At 57.6% G+C, this 19,935-nt stretch carries 13 protein-coding genes; 8 read left to right on the forward strand and 5 right to left on the reverse strand.

The window, feature by feature from the left end; all coding sequences use genetic code 11:
• Window positions 1–45: 45 nt before the first annotated feature.
• The 3 genes from rfbC (at window position 46) to Q1K29_RS01920 (ending at window position 2,489) form a co-directional block, all read left to right on the forward strand.
• Window positions 46–618, forward strand: a complete 573-nt coding sequence (gene rfbC, locus Q1K29_RS01910) for a dTDP-4-dehydrorhamnose 3,5-epimerase (RefSeq protein ID WP_300390881.1) — start codon at window positions 46–48, stop codon at window positions 616–618.
• A complete protein-coding gene (gene rfbD / locus Q1K29_RS01915) occupies window positions 615–1,511 on the forward strand; it encodes a dTDP-4-dehydrorhamnose reductase (RefSeq protein WP_300390884.1) in 897 nt (298 codons plus the stop codon). Before rfbC ends, rfbD begins: the two co-directional genes overlap by 4 nt.
• 78 nt (window positions 1,512–1,589) lie before the next feature.
• A complete protein-coding gene (locus Q1K29_RS01920) occupies window positions 1,590–2,489 on the forward strand; it encodes an SMP-30/gluconolactonase/LRE family protein (protein ID WP_300390887.1) in 900 nt (299 codons plus the stop codon).
• Here Q1K29_RS01920 and Q1K29_RS01925 read toward each other — a convergent pair.
• Window positions 2,486–3,460, reverse strand: coding sequence for a GDP-L-fucose synthase (locus Q1K29_RS01925; protein WP_300390890.1), 975 nt, complete (start codon window positions 3,458–3,460; stop codon window positions 2,486–2,488). The genes Q1K29_RS01920 and Q1K29_RS01925 overlap by 4 nt on opposite strands.
• On the reverse strand, window positions 3,460–4,527 hold the full coding sequence (gene gmd, locus Q1K29_RS01930; protein WP_300390893.1) for a GDP-mannose 4,6-dehydratase: 1,068 nt from the start codon (window positions 4,525–4,527) through the stop codon (window positions 3,460–3,462). The genes Q1K29_RS01925 and gmd overlap by 1 nt, the downstream gene beginning before the upstream one ends.
• A gap of 373 nt (window positions 4,528–4,900) precedes the next feature.
• Here gmd and Q1K29_RS01935 point away from each other — a divergent pair, with 373 nt between their 5' ends.
• Window positions 4,901–11,863, forward strand: coding sequence for an FkbM family methyltransferase (locus Q1K29_RS01935; RefSeq protein ID WP_300390896.1), 6,963 nt, complete (start codon window positions 4,901–4,903; stop codon window positions 11,861–11,863).
• 15 nt (window positions 11,864–11,878) lie between these two features.
• Here Q1K29_RS01935 and Q1K29_RS01940 read toward each other — a convergent pair whose 3' ends face one another.
• Genes Q1K29_RS01940 through Q1K29_RS01950 form a run of 3 tightly spaced genes read right to left on the reverse strand, consistent with a single transcriptional unit; the run spans window position 11,879 to window position 15,039 of the window.
• Window positions 11,879–12,811, reverse strand: coding sequence for a Gfo/Idh/MocA family oxidoreductase (locus Q1K29_RS01940; protein ID WP_300390899.1), 933 nt, complete (start codon window positions 12,809–12,811; stop codon window positions 11,879–11,881).
• 51 nt (window positions 12,812–12,862) lie between these two features.
• The gene (locus Q1K29_RS01945) at window positions 12,863–14,167 is read right to left on the reverse strand and encodes an ABC transporter ATP-binding protein (protein ID WP_366524147.1); all 1,305 of its coding nucleotides are present in this window, start codon (window positions 14,165–14,167) and stop codon (window positions 12,863–12,865) included.
• Window positions 14,164–15,039, reverse strand: coding sequence for an ABC transporter permease (locus tag Q1K29_RS01950; protein WP_300390902.1), 876 nt, complete (start codon window positions 15,037–15,039; stop codon window positions 14,164–14,166). Before Q1K29_RS01950 ends, Q1K29_RS01945 begins: the two co-directional genes overlap by 4 nt.
• A 239-nt stretch (window positions 15,040–15,278) precedes the next feature.
• Between Q1K29_RS01950 and Q1K29_RS01955 the strand changes: the two genes are divergently transcribed.
• From Q1K29_RS01955 to Q1K29_RS01970, 4 genes are all read left to right on the forward strand, one after another.
• Entirely contained in the window at window positions 15,279–17,057 is a 1,779-nt protein-coding gene (locus tag Q1K29_RS01955) for a hypothetical protein (protein WP_300390905.1), read from the forward strand.
• 129 nt (window positions 17,058–17,186) lie between these two features.
• Window positions 17,187–18,164 carry a glycosyltransferase family A protein gene (locus Q1K29_RS01960; protein ID WP_300390908.1) on the forward strand — a complete coding sequence of 326 codons (978 nt, stop codon included), beginning with the start codon at window positions 17,187–17,189 and terminating at the stop codon, window positions 18,162–18,164.
• A gap of 33 nt (window positions 18,165–18,197) precedes the next feature.
• Window positions 18,198–18,917: an acylneuraminate cytidylyltransferase family protein gene (locus Q1K29_RS01965; RefSeq protein WP_300390911.1), complete on the forward strand. Its 720-nt coding sequence runs from the start codon at window positions 18,198–18,200 to the stop codon at window positions 18,915–18,917.
• A complete protein-coding gene (locus Q1K29_RS01970) occupies window positions 18,917–19,858 on the forward strand; it encodes a phosphoglycerate dehydrogenase (RefSeq protein ID WP_300390913.1) in 942 nt (313 codons plus the stop codon). Before Q1K29_RS01965 ends, Q1K29_RS01970 begins: the two co-directional genes overlap by 1 nt.
• Window positions 19,859–19,935 lie beyond the last annotated feature (77 nt).

Consider the following 19,935-nt stretch of genomic DNA (forward strand, 5'->3'; position numbering starts at 1 on the left):
CAGAGGCAAGATTGACGAGGTGCTCCGCTCAGGTCATCAAGCCGCATGACAATCCTGAATGTCGAAACCTTCGCGATCCCCGGCCCGGCCCTGATAACGGTTGCGGCCCATGGAGACGACCGGGGATGGTTCAGCGAAAGCTGGAACGCCCAAGACTGGCGCGATGCGGGACTTCCTCATATCGACTGGGTGCAGGACAACAAGGCGTTCTCGGCCGCTCCCGGGACAACGAGAGGGCTGCACTTCCAGACCCCACCGCATGCGCAGGCCAAGCTGGTGGACGTCCTGCGCGGAGAAATCTTCGATGCCATCGTGGATTTGCGCGCCGGCTCGCCGACCTTCGGGCGGGCGATAACCGTGCGGCTTTCGGCCCAGGCCCATTCCCTGCTGTATGTTCCGGTCGGCTTCGCGCATGGCTATCAGACCCTCAGCACCAACACCCTCGTCGCCTACAAGGTGTCCGATCACTACGCCCCGGAATGCGAGGGCGGCCTCCTGTGGTGCGACGTCTCCCTCGGCATCGAATGGCCCCGGCCCGATGATGTCGTAATGTCTGGCCGTGACTTCACCTGGCCCGGCCTCGCCGAGCTGGATACACCCTTCGCATACCAGGCATGAGCGGGGCCGGCAGCATACTCGTTACCGGCGGCAGTGGCCGGCTCGGACAAGCCCTGGCCCGCCAGGGCTGCACGGCGCTCAGCCGTGCCCGTATGGATATCACCCAGCCTGAACAGCTTGCCGCCGTATTCGATGATTTTCGCCCGGCCGCGGTCATTAATGCGGCGGCCTATACCGCCGTCGATGCCGCCGAGGAGAACGAGGCCGCTGCGCGCGCGATCAACGCCGATGGCGCCGGTCATATTGCGGCTTGTTGCGCGGCAGCCGGCATTCCGCTCATCCACATTTCCACCGACATGGTCTTCTCGACAGGCGATCCTGACCACCCCCTGGACGAGGCCGCCAGGCCGTCCCCCAACTCGGTTTATGGCGCCACCAAGCTTGAAGGGGAGCTTGCCGTTCAGGCGGCAGGGGGCCGCCATGTGATTGCACGGGTGAGCTGGCTGTTCGATAGGACAGGGACGAGCTTCATCAGCAAGATGCTTGAGATTGCGGCAGACAGGCCTGTGCTCAAGGTCGTCACTGATGAGACAGGCCGTCCGACCGATACCGATGCCCTCGCGGCGCACCTGGTCCAGCTTGCCCGACACCTGATCGAGGCGATCGAAACCCCGTCCCTGCTCCATCTTGGGCCAGGCCCGGCCGCAAGCCGCTTCGACTGGGCCAGGCGGGTATTCGAGACCTCTGCTCGCGCTGGCGGTCCCCGCCCAGAGCTGGAGCCCGTAACGGGCGAGACCTTCCAGACAGCCGCCGAAAGGCCAAGGGGGGTCGTGCTGGACGTCCGTCGCGGAGATGCCCTGCTCGGCCCTCTTCCAGACTGGCAGGCCTCAAGCGACGAAGCTGTACGCGCCCACCTCGCTGGTCCTCCCTCTGCGCCCAAAGGGAGCCGGTAGCGCCGCATTGCCCCGAGGCCGGCGCGTCCCAACTCTTTTTCATTGCAGTGCCCCCTCATTATCTTCCAGAAGGAACACATGTCAGCGGAAATTCTCGAAACGATCGATACGGGCGCCATTCTTGGTGAGGGCGTCGTCTGGAATGCTCAGACACAGACCGTCTGGTGGACAGACATACAGGCCCGCCGGCTTTACGCCCTGACATGGCCCGGGCTTGCGCTGACCATGTATGAGACGCCCGAACGCCTTTGTTCGTTCGGGTTCATCGAGGGCGATGACGACCGGATCGTGGCTGCGTTCGAGACCGGATTTGCACTGTTCTCGCCGCACACGGGTGACGTGTCCTGGCTCGACAAGCCCGCGCAGCTGACCCGCGGCCGGCGCCTTAATGACGGGCGCATCGGACCGGATGGCCGCTTCTGGGCCGGATCGATGATTGAAAAGCCCGATGCTGGATTGTCGACAGATGATACGGGTTTCTATTGCCTCGATACCGACGGCAAGGCGCGCCTGGAGCAGCCAGGTCTCGAAATCTCGAACGGCCTCTGCTGGAGCCCGGACGGAACGCGCGTCTACTTCTCAGACTCACCTGCCGGTGAAATCTACACAGCGGCCTATAATGGCCAGGATGGCCGGTTCGGCCCACGCAAACCGTTTGCGACCGTAAAGGGTGGCGGCCCCGACGGCGCCATCACCGACACGGACGGCCATGTCTGGAGCGCGATCTGGGGCGGCAACCGGCTGACCCGATTTTCGCCGGAGGGCGATATCAGCCTCGATCTCGAGCTGCCTGTCCCGCAGCCCACCTGTCCGGTGTTTGGAGGCGAGGACCTCGACCTGATCTTCGTGACCACGGCGACCGAAGGGTTGAGCGACGACACGCTTGAAGCATCCCCGGTCTCGGGCCGCCTGATTATTCTTGAGGCGCCAGAGGGGGTCACCGGGTTGCCGGGTTATCGTTACAGAATGGACCGCTAGACCCGCAGGTCGGCGCTCTCATAGTTCTCGAGGAACCATTCATAGGTCGACTTCAGGCCGTCGCTCAGGCTGATTTTTGGACGCCAGCCCATCTCCGCCAGCTTGTCGCCACTCATCAGCTTGCGCGGCGTGCCATCCGGCTTCGTGGTGTCCCGGGTGACGTCGCCATCAAGGCCAACAGCCTGCATGACCAGTTCGGCGAGTTCGGCGATCGTCACATCCGTGCCTGACCCGACATTGACGTGCTGGTTGCCGCAATAGTTCTTCAGCAGGAAGACGAGCGCGTCGGCGCAGTCATCGACATGAAGGAACTCCCGTCGCGGCTCGCCTGATCCCCAGATCTCGATCCCTGACCGCCCGGCCATCTTGGCATCGTGCGCCTTGCGCATGAGCGCCGGAATGACGTGGGAATTCTCAAGGTGAAAATTATCCCCCGGTCCGTACAGATTTGTCGGCATGGCGGAAATATAATCGACCCCATACTGCCGACGATACGCTTCGCAAAGCTTCAGCCCGGCGATCTTGGCGATGGCATACCACTCATTCGTCGGCTCAAGCGGCCCCGTGAGCAGCGCATCCTCCGGAATGGGCTGCGGGGCCATCTTCGGATAGATGCAGGATGAGCCGAGGAAGAGGAGCTTCTCGACATCTGCGCGGAAGGCGGCCTCGATGACATTGGTCTCGATGACGAGATTTTCATACAGGAAATCGGCTGGATAGGTGTCATTGGCGACAATCCCGCCCACCTTGGCAGCGGCCAGCACCACTGCATCGGGCTCGCGGTCTGCCATCCATGCGCGCACGCCAGACTGGTCGAGCAGATTAAGCTCCTGCCGGGACGCCGTCAGGATTTCGCAATCTTCGCGCTCAAGACGGCGGACGACGCCCGCTCCGACCATGCCGCGGTGACCGGCAACGAAGACGCGCTTGCCCTTTGGGTCGAATTCAGTAGTTGTGCTCGTCTCAGCCATCAGGCCGTCCAGTCCTTTCGCCAGTCTTCCCGGCTAACCGTCTTGAGGTCGGCAGCAACCATTTCCTTTACAAGGTCCGGAAAGGCTGTGCTGTGTTTCCAGCCGAGCTTCTCGTGCGCCTTCGAGGGATCACCGATGAGAAGATCGACTTCTGTCGGGCGGAAATAGCGCGGATCAATCCGGACGAGCGCCTCACCGGTCTCGGCATCCTTGCCGACCTCATCGACGCCTTCGCCTTCCCATTCGATGGTCTTGCCGGTTTCGGCAAAGGCAAGCTCGACAAATTCCCGCACCGAATGGGTCTCGCCGGTCGCGAGAACCCAGTCATCGGCGGTGTCGTGCTGGACGATGCGCCACATGCCTTCGACATAGTCGCGCGCATGACCCCAGTCACGCTTGGCATCCAGGTTACCGAGATAGAGGGTTTGCTGCAGGCCGAACTGGATCGCGGCCACGGCGCGGGTGATCTTACGCGTCACGAAGGTTTCACCGCGGGTCGGCCCCTCATGGTTGAAGAGAATGCCGTTGGAGGCGTGTATACCGTAGGCCTCGCGGTAGTTCACCGTAATCCAGTAGGCATATAGCTTCGCGGCCGCATAGGGAGACCGCGGATAGAAAGGCGTCTTTTCCGACTGGGGAACTTCCTGGACCTTGCCATAGAGCTCCGAGGTAGAAGCCTGGTAGAAGCGGACCTTCTCCTCAAGGCCAAGTATACGGATCGCCTCAAGGATACGCAGTGCACCGACCGCATCGGCGTTGGCGGTATATTCCGGGGTTTCGAAACTGACCTGCACATGGCTCTGGGCGGCCAGATTATAGATCTCGTCCGGCTGGGTCTCCTGCACCAGACGAATGAGATTCGTCGAATCCGTGAGATCGCCATAATGCATGAAGAACTTCGTATTGTGCTCATGCGGATCAGCGTAGAGAGGATCGACACGCTGGGTATTGAAAGACGAAGAGCGGCGCTTCACGCCGTGAACTTCATAGCCCTTTTCAAGCAGGAGTTTCGCCAGATACGCGCCGTCCTGACCGGTGACGCCGGTGATCAGAGCTTTTTTCGACATGCTTGCTTTTGCCTTTCTTGGTCATTGACGCCTCGCGGGCGACACACTGCCCGTCAATAAATCCCATCCATTACATGGCAACCGGCATAAGCATATTGATTGCGTCGGACCAGTTCTCTAAGCGTCAAGGGAGCAAGGGAGAATACAAACGAATGCCCCATCACATGGGAAATCACCCGGATCGGCCTCCGGGAGGAAGAGTATGCATTTTTTTGTCTCCGAGCCCTATTATAGAGCACATGGTCACCTCTAAGGAATTTTTCCGGCACCCAATCACCTGCTCACGTCAATCAGAAATATTGTTTTGAGTTGAAGCAAGCTGTGGGGAAGCAGTTTTTTTGGCCTGTAAAATCGATAACGTGAGAGTGTTCCGATGAGAGTTGTTCTTTATCCAGCCCTGTCGAAAGCTAAGGACTTCAACGATCAGTACTTTCGCGCTCTCTGGTATTTAGCTCCGTTTGCGGATCAAATCAGCTCGATTGATATGCCGACAACCCAGGCTCGCAAACCCGGCAAGCCTCCCAACTATCTCGATAGTTCTCTCAAAAGCCTCGAAGGCACTCTTACCGTCAACACCCCCGTAGCAAAGACGGCCGAAGACCTTGAGGCACTGGTTGAGGCGAGTGACCTGATCATCGCCTGGTCCGTGGATAGCAAGAAGCCGTTTGCTCGCATTCCCGGGTCGAAGGGCAAGAAAATTGCCTGGACCGACCAGAATAACTTTCAGTATGGGGCCTCGCTCTATCTGAAAATCGCTGAAAATTTTCCAGAGTTCATGGACGAGAGCCTGAAGCGCTCACGCCGGATATTCCGGGACATCCATTCGCGCTGCGCAAACCAGAAAGGATACTTGTTCGGCACCGGACCTAATCTCAGTCAGGCGAATAATTTCGATTTTTCGGACGGCACGCCGATCGCCTGTAACAGCATGGTCCGCAATCACCAGCTGATGGACCGCCTCACCCCCCCGCTCATCGTCGTGGGGGATCCCATTTTCCATGCAGGTCCCTCAAGCTATGCCGCCGCGTTTCGTAACGATCTGATCCGAGCACTGGACAAATATGACAGTCATCTCGTTGTGCCGATGCGTGACTATCATATCTACCGCACGCACCTGCCCGAACGTTTTGCTAACAAGATCTGTGCGATTCCCTTCGCCGATGGCGACACGCCAAACCTGAACCTGGTTTCAGAGTTTCAGGTAACGACTACGGCGAATATCCTGACGCTTTTTCTGCTGCCGCTGGCCGCCACACTATTCGAAGAGATAAGCATTGCCGGCTGCGACGGACGCCCTGTTGATCAGAACACATATTTCTGGGGCCACGACAAGGCTTCACAGATCAATGAAGAGATGAGCCGGATCCAGCTTGCGCATCCTGCTTTCTTCAATGTCGATTACGACGACTATTATTCCACTCACTGCAAGACGCTCGAAACATGGCTCTCCGCCATGGAAGAGCGCGGGAAAGCAATCAAGAACATGACAAGCTCCTATATTCCTGCCCTGAGCAAACGAGGACCGGATGCGGCCGAAGACCAAAAGCAAAAATCCCGTGGCCGCAAGAAGCCTCTGATCTCAATTGTCATGCCCGTTCATAACGGCGAGAAGCACCTGGAAAGTGCGATCAAATCAGTCCGTACGCAGGATATTGATGACTGGGAACTGTTGGTCATCAACGATGGATCTACCGATTCCAGCGTTGATATCGTTAAGCGCCTCGCCGAGGAAGATTCAAGAATCAAGTTAACGACGGTGGAACAGGGGGGCGTCTCACGCGCACGTAACAAGGGGCTCGAACTTGCCGAGGGCAGCTACATCGGCTTTGTGGACGCCGATGACCTGCTGGACCCGCGATCCCTCAAAGCGCGGCTCGATGTTCTCCAGTCCGGCACTGGCACGCAAATGGTTCACGGCTGGGTGGATGTTGTCGGCAACGACGGCAAGAGCATGAACCTTGGGGTCGGAACAAAATCCGACATCTGCTTCTTCGACGCCTGGCGCAATCCTGCACATCTCAATACCGTTACGGGAGAAGCCAAGCTTCTCAAGCAGTTTCGATTCAATGAAAAGGTTGCGCATGGAGAAGACTGGCTCTTCCTTGGGCAAATTTTGCGCTCCGGCGTGACTTCAAGATTTGTTCCGGATGGCGGCGCTCGCTGGCGCTTCTGGGGTAGTTCCTCAACCTCGAAGGATCTCTCCTCTCACTTTGAAAGCCTGCAAACTGTTATCGACTGGCTGACAACACCGATAAACGACGATGCAATTCCACGGCAGTACAGAAACGGCCTGATTGGCAAGACATCACAGGACCTTGAGGCTGCAGCCAAACGTTCTGTGTTCATTTCCAAACTGCTTGAAGGCGACACCGATTTCTGCCGTAGCGTCATCGAAGATGTTGCTCTCTCCACGAAAAATGAAGAATTCGGCCGCATCAAATGGCTTCGGACTATCGAGTTTGCGGCAGCACGGAAGTTTTCGACCCCTCCTTCTAAATTGAAGGCCACCGGCAGGGACCTTCGCGACAGAATTCTCGATGCATCGAAAAGCCTTGATCTGCGCCGGCAGATTCCCCAGCTCGGAGCTGTCCTGTCCGAGGTTTTCGGTGAGCAGCTGCCGCAGACCTCAACAGTGGATGTTCCGGCCGCTGACGAGGCTACCCTGAAGGACATCCGCGACGCGGAAATCAAGAAGCTTCCGAAATATCTGAGAATGGGCATCTTCCTGCCAACTGACAGGGTTTCGCTGGAGGAACAGATCCGCGGAATTCATAAGATAGCCAACATCTACGACTCGGGCGAAATTGATACTCACCGAAGCCTGTTGAAAGACTTGCGTAACGGCCGCAAACGCAAACGCTGTTTCATTATCGGTAATGGCCCCAGCCTTAAGAAGACTGACCTCAGCCCCCTGAAGAACGAGGACACATTCGTCACCAATGGCTTCTTCCTGAAGATGCCGGAGCTCGACTGGACCCCCACATATTATGTGGTTGAGGATCACCTTGTGGCCGAAGACCGCAAAAAGGAAATCAACAACCTCCACGGGCCGACAAAGCTGTTTCCCGCCTATCTTCGGTACTGCCTCAATCCCGATAAAGACACGATCTTCTTCAATCACCGTCCCCGTGTCAGTTTTCCTGACGGTTTCGACTTCTCGTTTGATGCCGATGACCATACCTTCGCTGGCGGTACCGTAACGTTCACCTGCATGGAGCTGGCTGCCTTTCTCGGCTATGAGGAGATTTACCTCATCGGGGTCGATGCAAGCTACGCCATTCCTAAGGATGCAACCGCTTCCGGTCCGGGGCGTGTAAAAGAACTCGACATGAAGTCGGACGATCCCAACCACTTCCATCCGGACTATTTCGGCAAAGGCAAGCGTTGGCACGAACCCAATGTCGATGTCATGCTGAAAGCCTATGAAGAAGCGAGGGCACGCTGCGACGAGCGCGGCCAGATCATCGTCAATGCAACAATCGGAGGGAAGCTCGAAGTCTTTCCGCGAACGGATTATGAGAGCCTGTTCGATCCCGGATTTAACCTACCGAAGACCCTCGTTATTGATCTGACACGAATAGGGGATCCAAGTGCGACGGGCGCATTGAAGGCAGAGTTGCTTGGTGACTGTCCCAAGAACAGGATTCTTCAGCTACACGGTGGGCCGTTCAATACCATAGGCGTGTATCCGGGCAATCAGAAACCAGCGCTTAATAATCCTCTGGTGTATGGCTATTCCGAGCTAGAACAGGTGGTCCGCGCATTTGCGCCAGATGTCATCCTGTACCGACCGACTCCCAATACACCAGCCCTGCACGATGCAGCGAAGCACATCCTTAACATGACAGGGCTCCCGCTCGTGACATGGATCATGGACGATTGGCCCACTGCGTATCTCGAAGACGATCTGGCAAAAGGCAGGCAACTGCTTTCCGATTTCCAGAAGCTGGCGCGCGATTCTGCGTATTGCCTGTCTATTTCTGATTACATGTCGGAAGCTTTTGAGGAGCGCTACGGCGTTCCTTTCATCCCGGTTGCCAACGGCGTGAGGCCCGAAGACTGGGAGCCCGCGACCAAGAAGGCACCGGAAGATCCGGTTATTGTGAGATATGCTGGTTCGCTCGCGGAGAACATGACGCTGTCGACGCTGCTGATGATTGCAGAAGCTATCGAGGGCATGGTTCGCGAAGGTAAGAAAATCAGCTTCGAGATTAAAACGCGGCAAGTTTGGTATAACCGGGTGGAACCACTGTTTCGCCACCTGAAGCATACAGACTTCATCGTAGGTGATTTGCCGATCGAGGATTATCGCAACTGGCTAAGTGGTGCTGACATTACGGTCATTGGCTATAATTTCGACGACAAATCAAAGCGTTACATCCAATATTCACTTGCAAACAAGCTTCCGGAGTGCCTCGCATCTGGAGCAACCTTGCTGGCTGTCGGCCCTGACGATGTCGCCACAATCAAAAAAGTCCGGGAAACCGGGGTGGGGGTTGTCGTCGATCAAAACGATCCAAATGCGATCACGAAGACAATCGACGAACTTGCAGCTTCGCCTGAGCGTCGATACGCATTGGCAACGAAAGCTCAAGAATTAGCTTTTACCTCATTCAACCTGAATTCGACGCGGAAGAAACTCGTGAATGTACTCCTGAAATCGAAGAAGCTGTCCGAAGCCGCCAAGCTGACATATCCGCGCTCGGCCGGCGCACATGTCGATGAAACCGAGGTGGTTTCACGCATGCTGTCCGACCGGAAGGGCCCCGGCCACGTCATGATCGATGTCGGTGCGCACTTTGGCACGTCCGCACGCTATTTCGCGAGTCTCGGCTGGACCGTTCACTGCTTTGAACCTGATCCCGAAAACCGGAAAAAACTGGTCGAACGCGTTGGCAAGATGGACAATGTTTCCATCGACACACGCGGCGTGAGCGACAAGAAGGAAACAGGTGTTTCGTTCTTCACCTCTCCAGAGAGCACCGGCATTAGCGGACTTTCCGCATTTCGTGACACGCACCAGGAGAGTGCCAAGGTCGATTTGACCACAACGGCCGAAATCATCCGTGAACGCAATTTGAAACACATCGACTTCCTGAAGATTGATGTCGAGGGCTTCGACTTCTCGGTGCTGAAGGGTGTGCCGTGGAATACTCTGAAACCCGACGTGGTCGAGTGTGAATTCGAGGATGCCAAGACTGTTCCCCTCGGCCACACATGGAAGGATATCGCCAATTATCTTCGTGCACGCGGTTACCATGTCTATGTGAGCGAGTGGCACCCGATTATCCGGTACGGAATTCCGCATGACTGGAGCCGGGTCTACAAGTATCCGGGACCAAGCATGGATAGCAGTGCATGGGGCAATTTCCTAGCTTTCCGGGAAGACCCCGGATATGACGCCGTCTCCAATGCGTTCAACGCCCTGCTGAAATTTAGGCAAAAAAGCAAACCTGAAATGCTGAAAAAAACTCCCAACAAGCCTGCTCTGCCTGTGGTCAAGGCCCCAGCCCCCTCCTCTACAGCTCCACAACCAAGTGGTATGCTTCAGCGTCGCTTGGCTGGTATTCGCCGTTTTGCAGGGGTCGCCGCCACGCATTTCTGGGCGCGCAAATCATGGACGCTTCCACTCGCGGGTGTCGTCATGCTCGCTTTCCTTCTTACTTTCCTGCCACCGTTTGCTGCAGCAGGCTCGGTGTGGCGCTTGACGCTTCTGTTCGGACTCATCTCGATCGGCCTGCTTTACGTCACCTTCAGGACTTTTTCCGCTCTTACCGCCCTACGCCAGGAACTTCAGGCCCTGCAGACCCAGTCCCAGAATCCTGCTGCGCTTAAACTCCAGCAACACCGTATAGACAGTCTCGGACGGTCGGTTTCCAAGATTGAGCCTCTTGTGGGAGATATCGCGGATATCAAGTCGCGTATCGGGCGGTTAAACGCTACCAGCGGCCATGCAGACAGTCTGACCCGCCGACTGGGTGAGGAGTTCTCGGACTACGCGAAATCTACCGAGCACGCCCTCGAAAGCATTCAGGTGCAACTGAAGGCCACTGATGAACGTGCGTCCCAGGTGGGCAAGTTGAAAACCTTGATCGACCAGAAGGGCGAATTCATTTCGCAACTTCAAACACGGGTGAATGCCGTGGAGGCGGCCGACTATACGGCCCAAATTTCGGAATTGAGAAATGCCCATGCCGAGCTGGAGGATTCCAAGGCCAAGCTGAGCGCCGCGCTTGATGAGCTCAGGATGTCTTATGACAAACTGGATTCCATGCTGGACGATTTCAGTACTAAAACCAGCGAGAAACTCGGCCAGCTCTCTGACAGGGGCGATCAGACGCGAGAAAAGCTCGATCAGCTCAGTCAGTGGGAAGATGAGGCCGAAAAGACGCTGGCCGGACTGACGGAAGGGGCCCAGCAAACCGGAACAAAACTGGCTAACCTGATTGAGACTGACAAAGAGACCCGGGAAACGATTGCAAGCCTGAGCAAATGGAAACAGTTCAACAACGCTGCCTGGTTCCAGCACTTCAATCGCGAACTAGGTCCCGATCACATCCAGATATTCGAGAAGGATTGGCCGAAACGGCTTTCCATACCGATCTCGAAAGCCAGTCTCGGCTACATGGCTGCCAAGGCCTGTGACGTGGAAAAGCAGCTGGACGGACGGCTTGCCACCTCGATCGAAGACATCCTCCTGCGGACCCTGGTCGCGCGCTCGATAAAAGGCAAATCCGCAAAAATCCTCGAAATCGGGACATTGTTTGGTACGGGTGCTGCCATCATGTTTGATGCCATGGTCAATCACTTTGACCATGTTCACTTCACACTGCTGGATCCGCTGGAAGGCTATTACAATGCCAGTCAGGCTGACATCTTGACCGGGCAACCCGTAGACGAGCGGACACTCCGCCGCAACCTCCAGCGCGTTGGAATGACCGACGACAACTTTAACCTGATCAAGACACTGAGCACGCAACCGGAAGCACTCGAGGAAGCTGCCAAGGAGCAGTATGATCTGCTCGTGATCGACGGTGATCACTCCTATGCCGGTGTGAAAACCGACTTCGAGAACTATGCGCATCTCGTGAAGCTGGGCGGCTACATCATCTTCGACGACTATAACTCCAAGGACTGGCCAGACGTTCAGGAATATGTCGACAATGAACTCGCCGACAGCGCCTTCATTTCGCGCGTGGGCGCAAGCTGGCGGACCTGCGTTTACCGTGTTGTGAAGGCACCTGCCACGACAACGCGCCGCCGCAAATCGACCACGCCTGCCCGGAAAGCTGCGGAGAAGTCGAGCACAAAAGCCGCGGCAGGCAGCCAAGGCTGAGCCGGCACCTAGCCGCTAATTGAAGATCGGCTCAACGGCCTGGCGGATTGCCAGGCCGTTCGCTTTTTCGGCTATCCGAAGCGGCGTCAGATCGAAGTCGGTCTTGCCCGACGCGATCAAGCCAGCAAAGTGGCTGTAAAGCCGCTCATACTCAAGCTGGTGACCCGATCTCTCAGGACCGCCATTCAGTGAAAGCACCGCCCCTCCCTGCGAGAGAGCGAGTGTAGTGCCAACCTCATCTTCAAGATCCAGTGTCCACGTTTCTTCCTGCTCCCCCCGAAAATCGAACGAAACGTCTATGCTCGCCGTCCCCGTGTGGAGCATCATGTCGACGGCAATCGGAGTCCGTGAATTCTCAGGCACCTGATAAGTCGCCCTTTGGACCTCGTAGCTTCCCGGCAGCAGGCGGCTGAGAATGGACAGCGCATTGATCCCTGGGTCGAAGACACCAAATCCGCCGTCCTCCCATAGCCAGGCTTGGCCCGGATGCCATTTCCTCACATCCTCATGCCAGACGATACGTCCGGAGACGATATCGCGCTGATGCGCCCAGGCTGCGGCCTCATCGACCATCGGCGCAAAGCGCGAATGCCAGCTGGCGTAAGCCACGCATCCGGCCTGGCGCGCAGCCTCTTCAATGCGCAACGCCGTCGCAACATCGGTCGCAGGCGGTTTTTCGAGCATAACCGCACAGCCTGCTTCAAACGCCATTTCTGCGACCTCCGTCCTCACCGAAGGGGGCGTACAGATTGTAACGGCATCGATGTGACCGCCAGCGTTCAGTGCCTCCTTCAGGCTGGCATGAACTGGTACGCCAAACTCCGGCTGGGGCCGGGTCGAGACAAGATAGGCCAACTCGAACTGATCAGACGCCCTGATCACGGGAATATGCTGGTCGCGCGCGATCTTGCCCACGCCCACTAGCGCAACCTTCAATGGCGCTTGCATCAGGCTGAAACCTTCGCGGAGAAAATTACGGTCAACGCGCGCAAGCCAACCTCACCCGCCGTTTGCAACATCATGCAGAGGTTCGTTCAGCCCTTGCTGCCTGCTGATCAACTTCCATCTGTGCGGAACAGTAACGGCGCCCCAGGTCGGGTGCGAAGGAGGCGTGATCACGACGTCCGGATTGGGTTCCCTGTAAACATGCTCTGGCCCATCGAGAATGGTCATCATTGATTTCAGTACTCCCGGGTTCATCACCCCCCCATCAACCTCCAGCAGAAGCTCGACCATTTCGCCCTTTTTCACGGTAAAGGCATCCGAGGTTATCTGTGTAGACAGTCCGGTAAGATATTGGGCGCTCGTGTTCCAGACAGGTATCCCGACAATTAAGGAACGCACGTCGATCAGACTGCGGAACGCAACACGCAGTCTCAGAGGCGATTCAAAGCCAATACGTTCCACCGGCTCCCCTTTTTCGTTCACCCATTGATGAACGACATCCTCCACCGCAGTATCGTTTGTGAATGTCGGCCCCATGACAGAGGCCAGCCTATCAGCGGGATCGCTCGTAGGCACGCTGGAATCCAGCGTTTCATAAACTTCGATCGCCTTGTCCGGCAGGCCCGTGAAGTGAACCTTTCCCTTGTGCATGACGATCACCTGGTCGCAAAAATTCCGGATGTCCCCCATTGAATGCGAGACAAAGACAAATGCGCTTCGGCTTCGCATTTCCCTGATCTTCGCGAGGCATTTCTGCCGAAAGCGGAAGTCACCGACTGCCAGCACTTCATCAATCAACAGCACGTCCGGCGATACGATCGCCATGATCGCGAAAGCGAGCCGCATCTGCATACCGGAGGAGTAAGTCGCCAGCGGCGCATCCAGAGCGTGCTCGAGCTCGGAAAACGCGATGATCTCATCAAGATGCCGCCTGGTTTCCGCCCGGCTGAAACCAAGCGCAGCAGCCCGGAGAAAGATGTTCTCAAGCCCCGAAGCCGACGTCTGGAATCCTGCGCTCAGATCGATCATTGAGGCCGAAGATCCGCGCACCCGTATTTCGCCCGCATCCGGCAGGATCTGACCGGCAAGCATGCGAAGAAGCGTCGTCTTGCCTGACCCGTTGAGACCAATGATCCCAATCGCCTCACCTCGCCTCAACTCGAATGAAACGTCATTGACAGCCCAGAATTCTGTCGCCCGCAGATTATCCTTTTTAGGAGCCGACATGTTGAAGAAAGCACGCCTCGCCGCCTGGCTCAGACGGCGGCGGATGGCCGAGCGCCGGCGTGCGTAGAGCTTGCCAACCGCTTTTGCCTCCAGGACGATATCAGGCCGGGTGTCTGGCGTCTTGTCGCTCATACAACACCCCGGATGCGGTGTTCCATGACATAGAAAAACCGGATCCCGATCAGGCACAGAAGAACACTAACACCGGACCAGGCAAAGAGAGCTGCAGGAAATGGATACTCACCCCGAAAAAGCCCATCTCGGGCTGCGTTAAGGAACACGCAGAACGGGTTGGCGACCTCCAGTACCGACAGAGGGCCCATCGCCGCTACAGGAAAGATGACCCCGCTGAGGAACAGCCCGTACTGAAGGATGATCGTCACCAGGCGCTGGGTGTCTGTGTAAACGATGTTTACGATCGAAAGCAGCAGGCCGAGCGATATGCAGAAAACCAGCGACGCGGCAATGCTCAGCATCAGCCAGCCGATGTGAATGTTCGGCCAGGCCCGATAGCCGATGACAAGTGCGATGATCACGCAGAAACGTACGAGCGTATCGAATGTGAGCTGGGCAAAGGAAGATGCGATTGCGGCCGAGAGAGGAAGCGACGTTTTCATGGCGCTCGCCGCCTTGGTCTGAACGACAGAAATCGGCCGGGTTATGAGTCCTGTAAACAGGTACCAGAGCATCACGTTGAAACCAATGAAGACCGCCGGAGGCAGGCCCTCATAGGAAGGAAATACACGTATGCTGACCAGGAAGAAATAGACCGTGATCGGCACGAGGGGCAGAACGATGTTCCAGAAGACCCCCAAGACAGTTCCCCGATAGGAGCTTTTAAAGTCGTTCGCGAAGAGCGTGGTGATGTGCGACCGGAATTGATACAGCTCCGATGCAAGCTCCCGGATCGCCTTGAACGGACCGGTATGGAACCGGGTTTCTGGGACGTATACACGTTGGACCGGCGCAGTCTTGCTGTCTGTGTTTGCCGATGTGTCTGCCATAAAAGAATCCGGTCTACCAACGCGCTACATCACTGACGTATCTTAACAGTTAGCTGCCGAACCAGCACGGAAGTGTCAACGCAGGTTCTTCATTGTCTCGGGCCAGCTTTGCAATTGACCTTTGTAATTTCAGACCACACACAATCCCGATGCTATTCAGGTCAAGATCCTCCGCCAGCAACAGGTCCGCAAGGGCGGCAAGCGCCCGCCCCCTTGCCCTGCTCGGAAACGGCCCAAGCATGCGCGACTTCGATTTCGCGCGGCTTTCAGGCATTGATTCAGTCGGCATGAACGCAGCCTACCGGTATTGGAAACGCATAGACTGGCGGCCGACGCATTATGTCTGCCTCGATGATGCGCTGATCGACACTCATCACGCCGCCATCGCAGACCTCATCAAGGAAAGCCGCATCGAAAGCTTTTTCCTGTCCGGCAGGATACTCGAATACGATCGGGAACTCGCAAGACACGAAAAACTACGTTTCCTCGACGAATTCGTGCCTCATTGGCATTCCATTCGCGGCAAGGCCTATGGTCTGGACTTCCACGACGAGGCGGCCTTCCGTACGAGCGAACCCAACCTGCTGACCACGGGCGCCTACGCAGCCCGCTATGCAGTCCTGCTCGGGTATGAGACGATTGGCTTGTTCGGAATAGACCTGCGCTATGCGGCCATTGACGAGGCCACGCCGCTCGAAGGCGCCCGCCTCAGGATGAGCCGGACGCCCAAGACGAATCCCAATTATTTTTTTGACGACTATCAGCAGGAAGGCGACCTGTTCCACGTCCCGAATCCGGAGGCTCACGAGCGCGACCTGCACCTGGAAGCCTTCCGCGCACTGAGAGATGACTTTGCGGACCAGTCGATGCCGGCACGCATCTTCAATACCAATGCCAAGTCCCGTCTGTCTGCAGAATGCATATTTCCTTACTGTCCCGCCCAACAGTTTCTGAATGAGCCGGCCATCACGTCCGTTATCATTCCTGTTACCGAAGCCGAGATTGACCAGCTCATGACCAACCTGGACATCTGGTCCCAACCCTCCGGGGCGCCTTGGCTCGGGCCGGCGCCGAAATCGCCTCCAGCCCTGGTATTCGTATTCAACAATCAGCGCGCCGCAGATAACGAAAACAGGATTCGGGAAAAGCTGGAGTCGCATCCTCACCTGCGTGCCGGGTTTGGCAGTCTGCGCTTCATCAATCTCGCTCTCGCGGGAGACGCTGACCTCTATGAGCGCTCCAACCAGGCAATACCGGGCGCCCAGGGTCTGCGCGCCGGACCCAACAATCTGTTTTTCGGCGCCATGGAGGCGGTTGCTGATCTTTCTGGTCACTCAATCTACCTGGAAACCGATTGTGTTCCGATCCGCGCTGACTGGCTTGGCGCAGCCAACAGGCTTCTCGAAAGTCCTGCAAAGCCGTGGATTTCCGGATCGATCTATCTCGGTCACGAAGCGCTGGGTTCCACAGAGACGCGCCATATCAACGGCAATGCTGTCTACGCCTCAGGCGATCCTGATTTTCAGGAGTTCATGAACCGGGTCTGGAAGCCTCATATGGCCGCGATGCTTGGGGAACGCCCCGAACTGCCCTTCGATTGCGCCGTTGAAGACCTGTTCCAGCGCGCCCGGTCTCAACTGGGAGAGGCCGATCCGGCATGGCAGAGTGTCCGCTGGATCGCACACCGCATGCAGTACAGCCTGTTCATTGCCAATCTTGCCGGGGAGGCCGTTGCGGGAAGTGATCTCGCCGCACGGATACAACAGCTGGTCGAGAGCACTCCGGAGACGCATTTCATTCATTCGAGACAGCTTGCAGACATCTTCGCTGGCCTGGAAAAGGAAGGCATCCCCCCCCGGCTTTCGAATGCACTCTTGCGCCTGCGCGGCGAGAAAGATGCTGATGGTACGCCGGCCCAGTCCCGGAGCAGGATAGACGCCAGCCAGGCGGGAGCAGGCGGCATGGTGCGGCGCCTGAAGCAGGGCCTGGGCAGGATTGGCCTTCAAAGACGCCGCTAGTTGCCCGCCCCCGCCTGAATCCCGTCACACAGCCACCGCTGTACGAATACGCCTGATTGCAGTTGAAGGGGCATAACCACTTCGGTAAGACTTCGCTGGGGCACGAACAACCCGGTAGAGGCAATTGCGATGGACCGAACAAAAGTCAGCGTCGTATTCAGAGCCCTCAATGAGGGAAAATGGTTCGATCAGGCGCTGGAAGCTTGCCGCAATCAGGACGTTGACGACGATGTGTCCATCGAACTCGTGCTCGTCGATTCCGGCTCGACGGACCGGACGATCGAGATCGCCAAACGCCATGACTGCAAAATCTACCACATCGCGAAATCCGAGTTCACGTTCGGCCGCTCTCTCAATATGGGCTGCGACGGCGCGTCGGGCGATATTCTCGTCTTCATTTCCGCCCACTGCATCCCGGTTGACCAGACCTGGCTCAGCCGGCTGATCAGCCCGCTGCGTGAGGGCAAATGCGACTATGTCTATGGCCGCCAGGTCGGGCATGCGAAAGCCACGCGCTTTTCCGAGGCCCAGGTCTTCAACCACTATTACGGCTCGGAAGACCAGCTCGAACAGGGCGGCTTCTTCTGTAACAATGCCAACTCCGCCATCCTGCGCAGCGCCTGGGAAAAGCATCGCTTCGATGAGGCCGTGACCGGGCTTGAAGACATGGTGCTGGCAAAGGCGATCGTGAATGATGGCGGCAAGGTCGGCTATGTCGCCGATGCCGGCGTGGTCCACATCCACGAGGAATCCCTCCGGCAGACCTACAAGCGCTACTATCGCGAAGCGCTGGTCATGCGCGACATCATGCCGGAAATCCACTTCAACCTGTTCGACCTGACGACCTGCCTCGTCTCAGGCATCACACACGACCTTCTGGAAGCGGCGCGCGAGAAGCGGTTCACCCGCGAATTCTCCGGCATCTTCGGCTACCGCTTCATGCAGTACTGGGGCACCTATCGCGGCCACAACGAACACCGCCAGCTGTCGCGCGCCCAGAAGGAAAGCTACTACTATCCACGCGTGAAGCTGAAGAAAGACAATCCCGGCGCCAAGCTCGTCGATCCTTCGGCGAAAAGCGAGCTTGAAGCGGGCACCGGCCGCTGATATCCGGCAGGCCCAATTTCAGGAATCCTATCAATGATCGACGGTAAACGACTGACGGCGCTCCTGCCGATGAAGGCGCATAGTGCGCGCGTAAAATCGAAGAATTTCAGGCAGATCGCTGGCAAGCCCCTCTTCCGCTGGATCCTCGATACAATGCTGGAAGTCGAGGAGATCGACCAGGTCGTCATCAACACTGACGCGCGTGAGATCCTTGCCACTGAAGGACTGAAGGATGGCGATGCCGGCGGACGCATCCTGATCCGCGACCGCAAGCCGGAACTCTGCGGGGACTTCGTGTCCATGAACCTCGTCCTCGGTGACGATGTCGCGAACGTCGAGTCGGACTATTTCCTGATGACGCATACGACCAATCCGCTGCTGCAGGCCGCAACGATCCGGGAGATGCTGACCCGTTATATGAGCGCGCTTCAGGCCGGCGAGGCGGATTCCCTCTTTACCGTCAACGAGATGCACACGCGCTTCTACACACCCGAAGGCGCACCCATAAATCATGATCCCGACAATCTTATCCGGACCCAGGACCTGCCGGCCTATATGGAAGAGAACTCGGTGAGCTATCTCTTCACGCCGGAAAGCTTTGCCGCGACCGGCGCGCGGATCGGCAAGACGCCGCTCCTCTTCCCGACACCGAAACTGCAGTCCGTTGACATCGACGAGCAGGCCGACTGGTTCATCGCCGAGTCGCTCCTGATGCGGGTTGCCGCCGGTGAAACCCTGCCAGGAGACGCCTGATGACCAAGCCAAGAGTCCTCGTCACCTGTCCGCCCATGCTCGGCCTGTTCGACGAGTTCCGCGAAGACTTCGAAGCCGCCGGCCTTGAAGGTGTGCCCGCAAAGACGACACAGATCCTCAGCGAGGACGAACTGATCCAGCAGCTCCCCGAATACGATGCCTGGATCATTGGCGACGACCCGGCCAGCCGCCGCGTGCTCGATGGCGCCAAGGGCGGCAAGCTACGCGCGGCCGTCAAATGGGGCGTCGGCGTCGACAATGTCGACTTCGCCGCTTTCCAGGATCATGACATCCCGGTCGAGAATACGCCCGGTGTCTTCGGCGGCGAGGTGGCCGATGTCGCGCTGACCTACACACTCGGCCTTGCGCGCGAGACCTATCGCATCGACCGCGAGATACGCCTCAACAATGGCTGGCCGAAACCGAGCGGCATTTCCATGACCGGACGCACGGTTGCCCTCGTCGGGTTCGGCGATATCGGGCGCCAGACGGCGAAGCGCCTTCTCGCCTGCGGCAGCAAGGTCATCGCCTATGACCCCTACTTCAAACCCGCCGACGGCATCGAGGTCGAGTCCGCCGACTGGCCGAGCCGGCTCGATGAAGCCGATTTCCTCGTCTTCACCTGCCCGCTTACCCCCGACACGCGCGGCATGTTCAACGAAGACCTCCTGTCAAAACTGAAGCCCGGCGTACGCGTCGTGAATGTTGCGCGCGGGCCTGTCATCGAGGAGGCCGCCCTCCTCAAGGGGCTTCGCGACGGGACCGTTTATTCGGCGGCCCTTGATGTGTTCGAGGTCGAGCCGCTGGCACCCGACAATCCCCTGCGCGAATTCGACCAGTGCATTTTTGGCTCCCACAACGGCTCGAATTCTGCCGATGCCGTGCGCCGGGTGAGCCGGATTGCCATCGGAAAGATCGCAGGATTTCTCGCGCCCCGTTAGGGAGAAGGAGAGGACGGAATAGTTCCGTCCGCCTGCGGCGACACACAGCCTAGGCTTTCCGTCCCTTTCAGACGGAG

Source organism: Henriciella sp., from assembly GCF_029937755.1.
In the GTDB taxonomy this organism is placed as follows: Bacteria; Pseudomonadota; Alphaproteobacteria; order Caulobacterales; family Hyphomonadaceae; genus Henriciella.

What these genes read in the sequence shown, in the direction of transcription:
- Q1K29_RS01955 (WP_300390905.1), top strand. Translation starts at nt 15,279, where the DNA reads ATGCGCGACTTCGATTTCGCGCGGCTTTCAGGCATTGATTCAGTCGGC.
- Q1K29_RS01970 (WP_300390913.1), top strand. Translation starts at nt 18,917, where the DNA reads ATGACCAAGCCAAGAGTCCTCGTCACCTGTCCGCCCATGCTCGGCCTG.
- Q1K29_RS01950 (WP_300390902.1), bottom strand. Translation starts at nt 15,039, where the DNA reads ATGGCAGACACATCGGCAAACACAGACAGCAAGACTGCGCCGGTCCAA.
- Q1K29_RS01960 (WP_300390908.1), top strand. Translation starts at nt 17,187, where the DNA reads ATGGACCGAACAAAAGTCAGCGTCGTATTCAGAGCCCTCAATGAGGGA.
- Q1K29_RS01945 (WP_366524147.1), bottom strand. Translation starts at nt 14,167, where the DNA reads ATGAGCGACAAGACGCCAGACACCCGGCCTGATATCGTCCTGGAGGCA.
- Q1K29_RS01940 (WP_300390899.1), bottom strand. Translation starts at nt 12,811, where the DNA reads ATGCAAGCGCCATTGAAGGTTGCGCTAGTGGGCGTGGGCAAGATCGCG.
- Q1K29_RS01935 (WP_300390896.1), top strand. Translation starts at nt 4,901, where the DNA reads ATGAGAGTTGTTCTTTATCCAGCCCTGTCGAAAGCTAAGGACTTCAAC.
- rfbC (WP_300390881.1), top strand. Translation starts at nt 46, where the DNA reads ATGACAATCCTGAATGTCGAAACCTTCGCGATCCCCGGCCCGGCCCTG.
- Q1K29_RS01920 (WP_300390887.1), top strand. Translation starts at nt 1,590, where the DNA reads ATGTCAGCGGAAATTCTCGAAACGATCGATACGGGCGCCATTCTTGGT.
- Q1K29_RS01925 (WP_300390890.1), bottom strand. Translation starts at nt 3,460, where the DNA reads ATGGCTGAGACGAGCACAACTACTGAATTCGACCCAAAGGGCAAGCGC.
- gmd (WP_300390893.1), bottom strand. Translation starts at nt 4,527, where the DNA reads ATGTCGAAAAAAGCTCTGATCACCGGCGTCACCGGTCAGGACGGCGCG.
- Q1K29_RS01965 (WP_300390911.1), top strand. Translation starts at nt 18,198, where the DNA reads ATGATCGACGGTAAACGACTGACGGCGCTCCTGCCGATGAAGGCGCAT.
- rfbD (WP_300390884.1), top strand. Translation starts at nt 615, where the DNA reads ATGAGCGGGGCCGGCAGCATACTCGTTACCGGCGGCAGTGGCCGGCTC.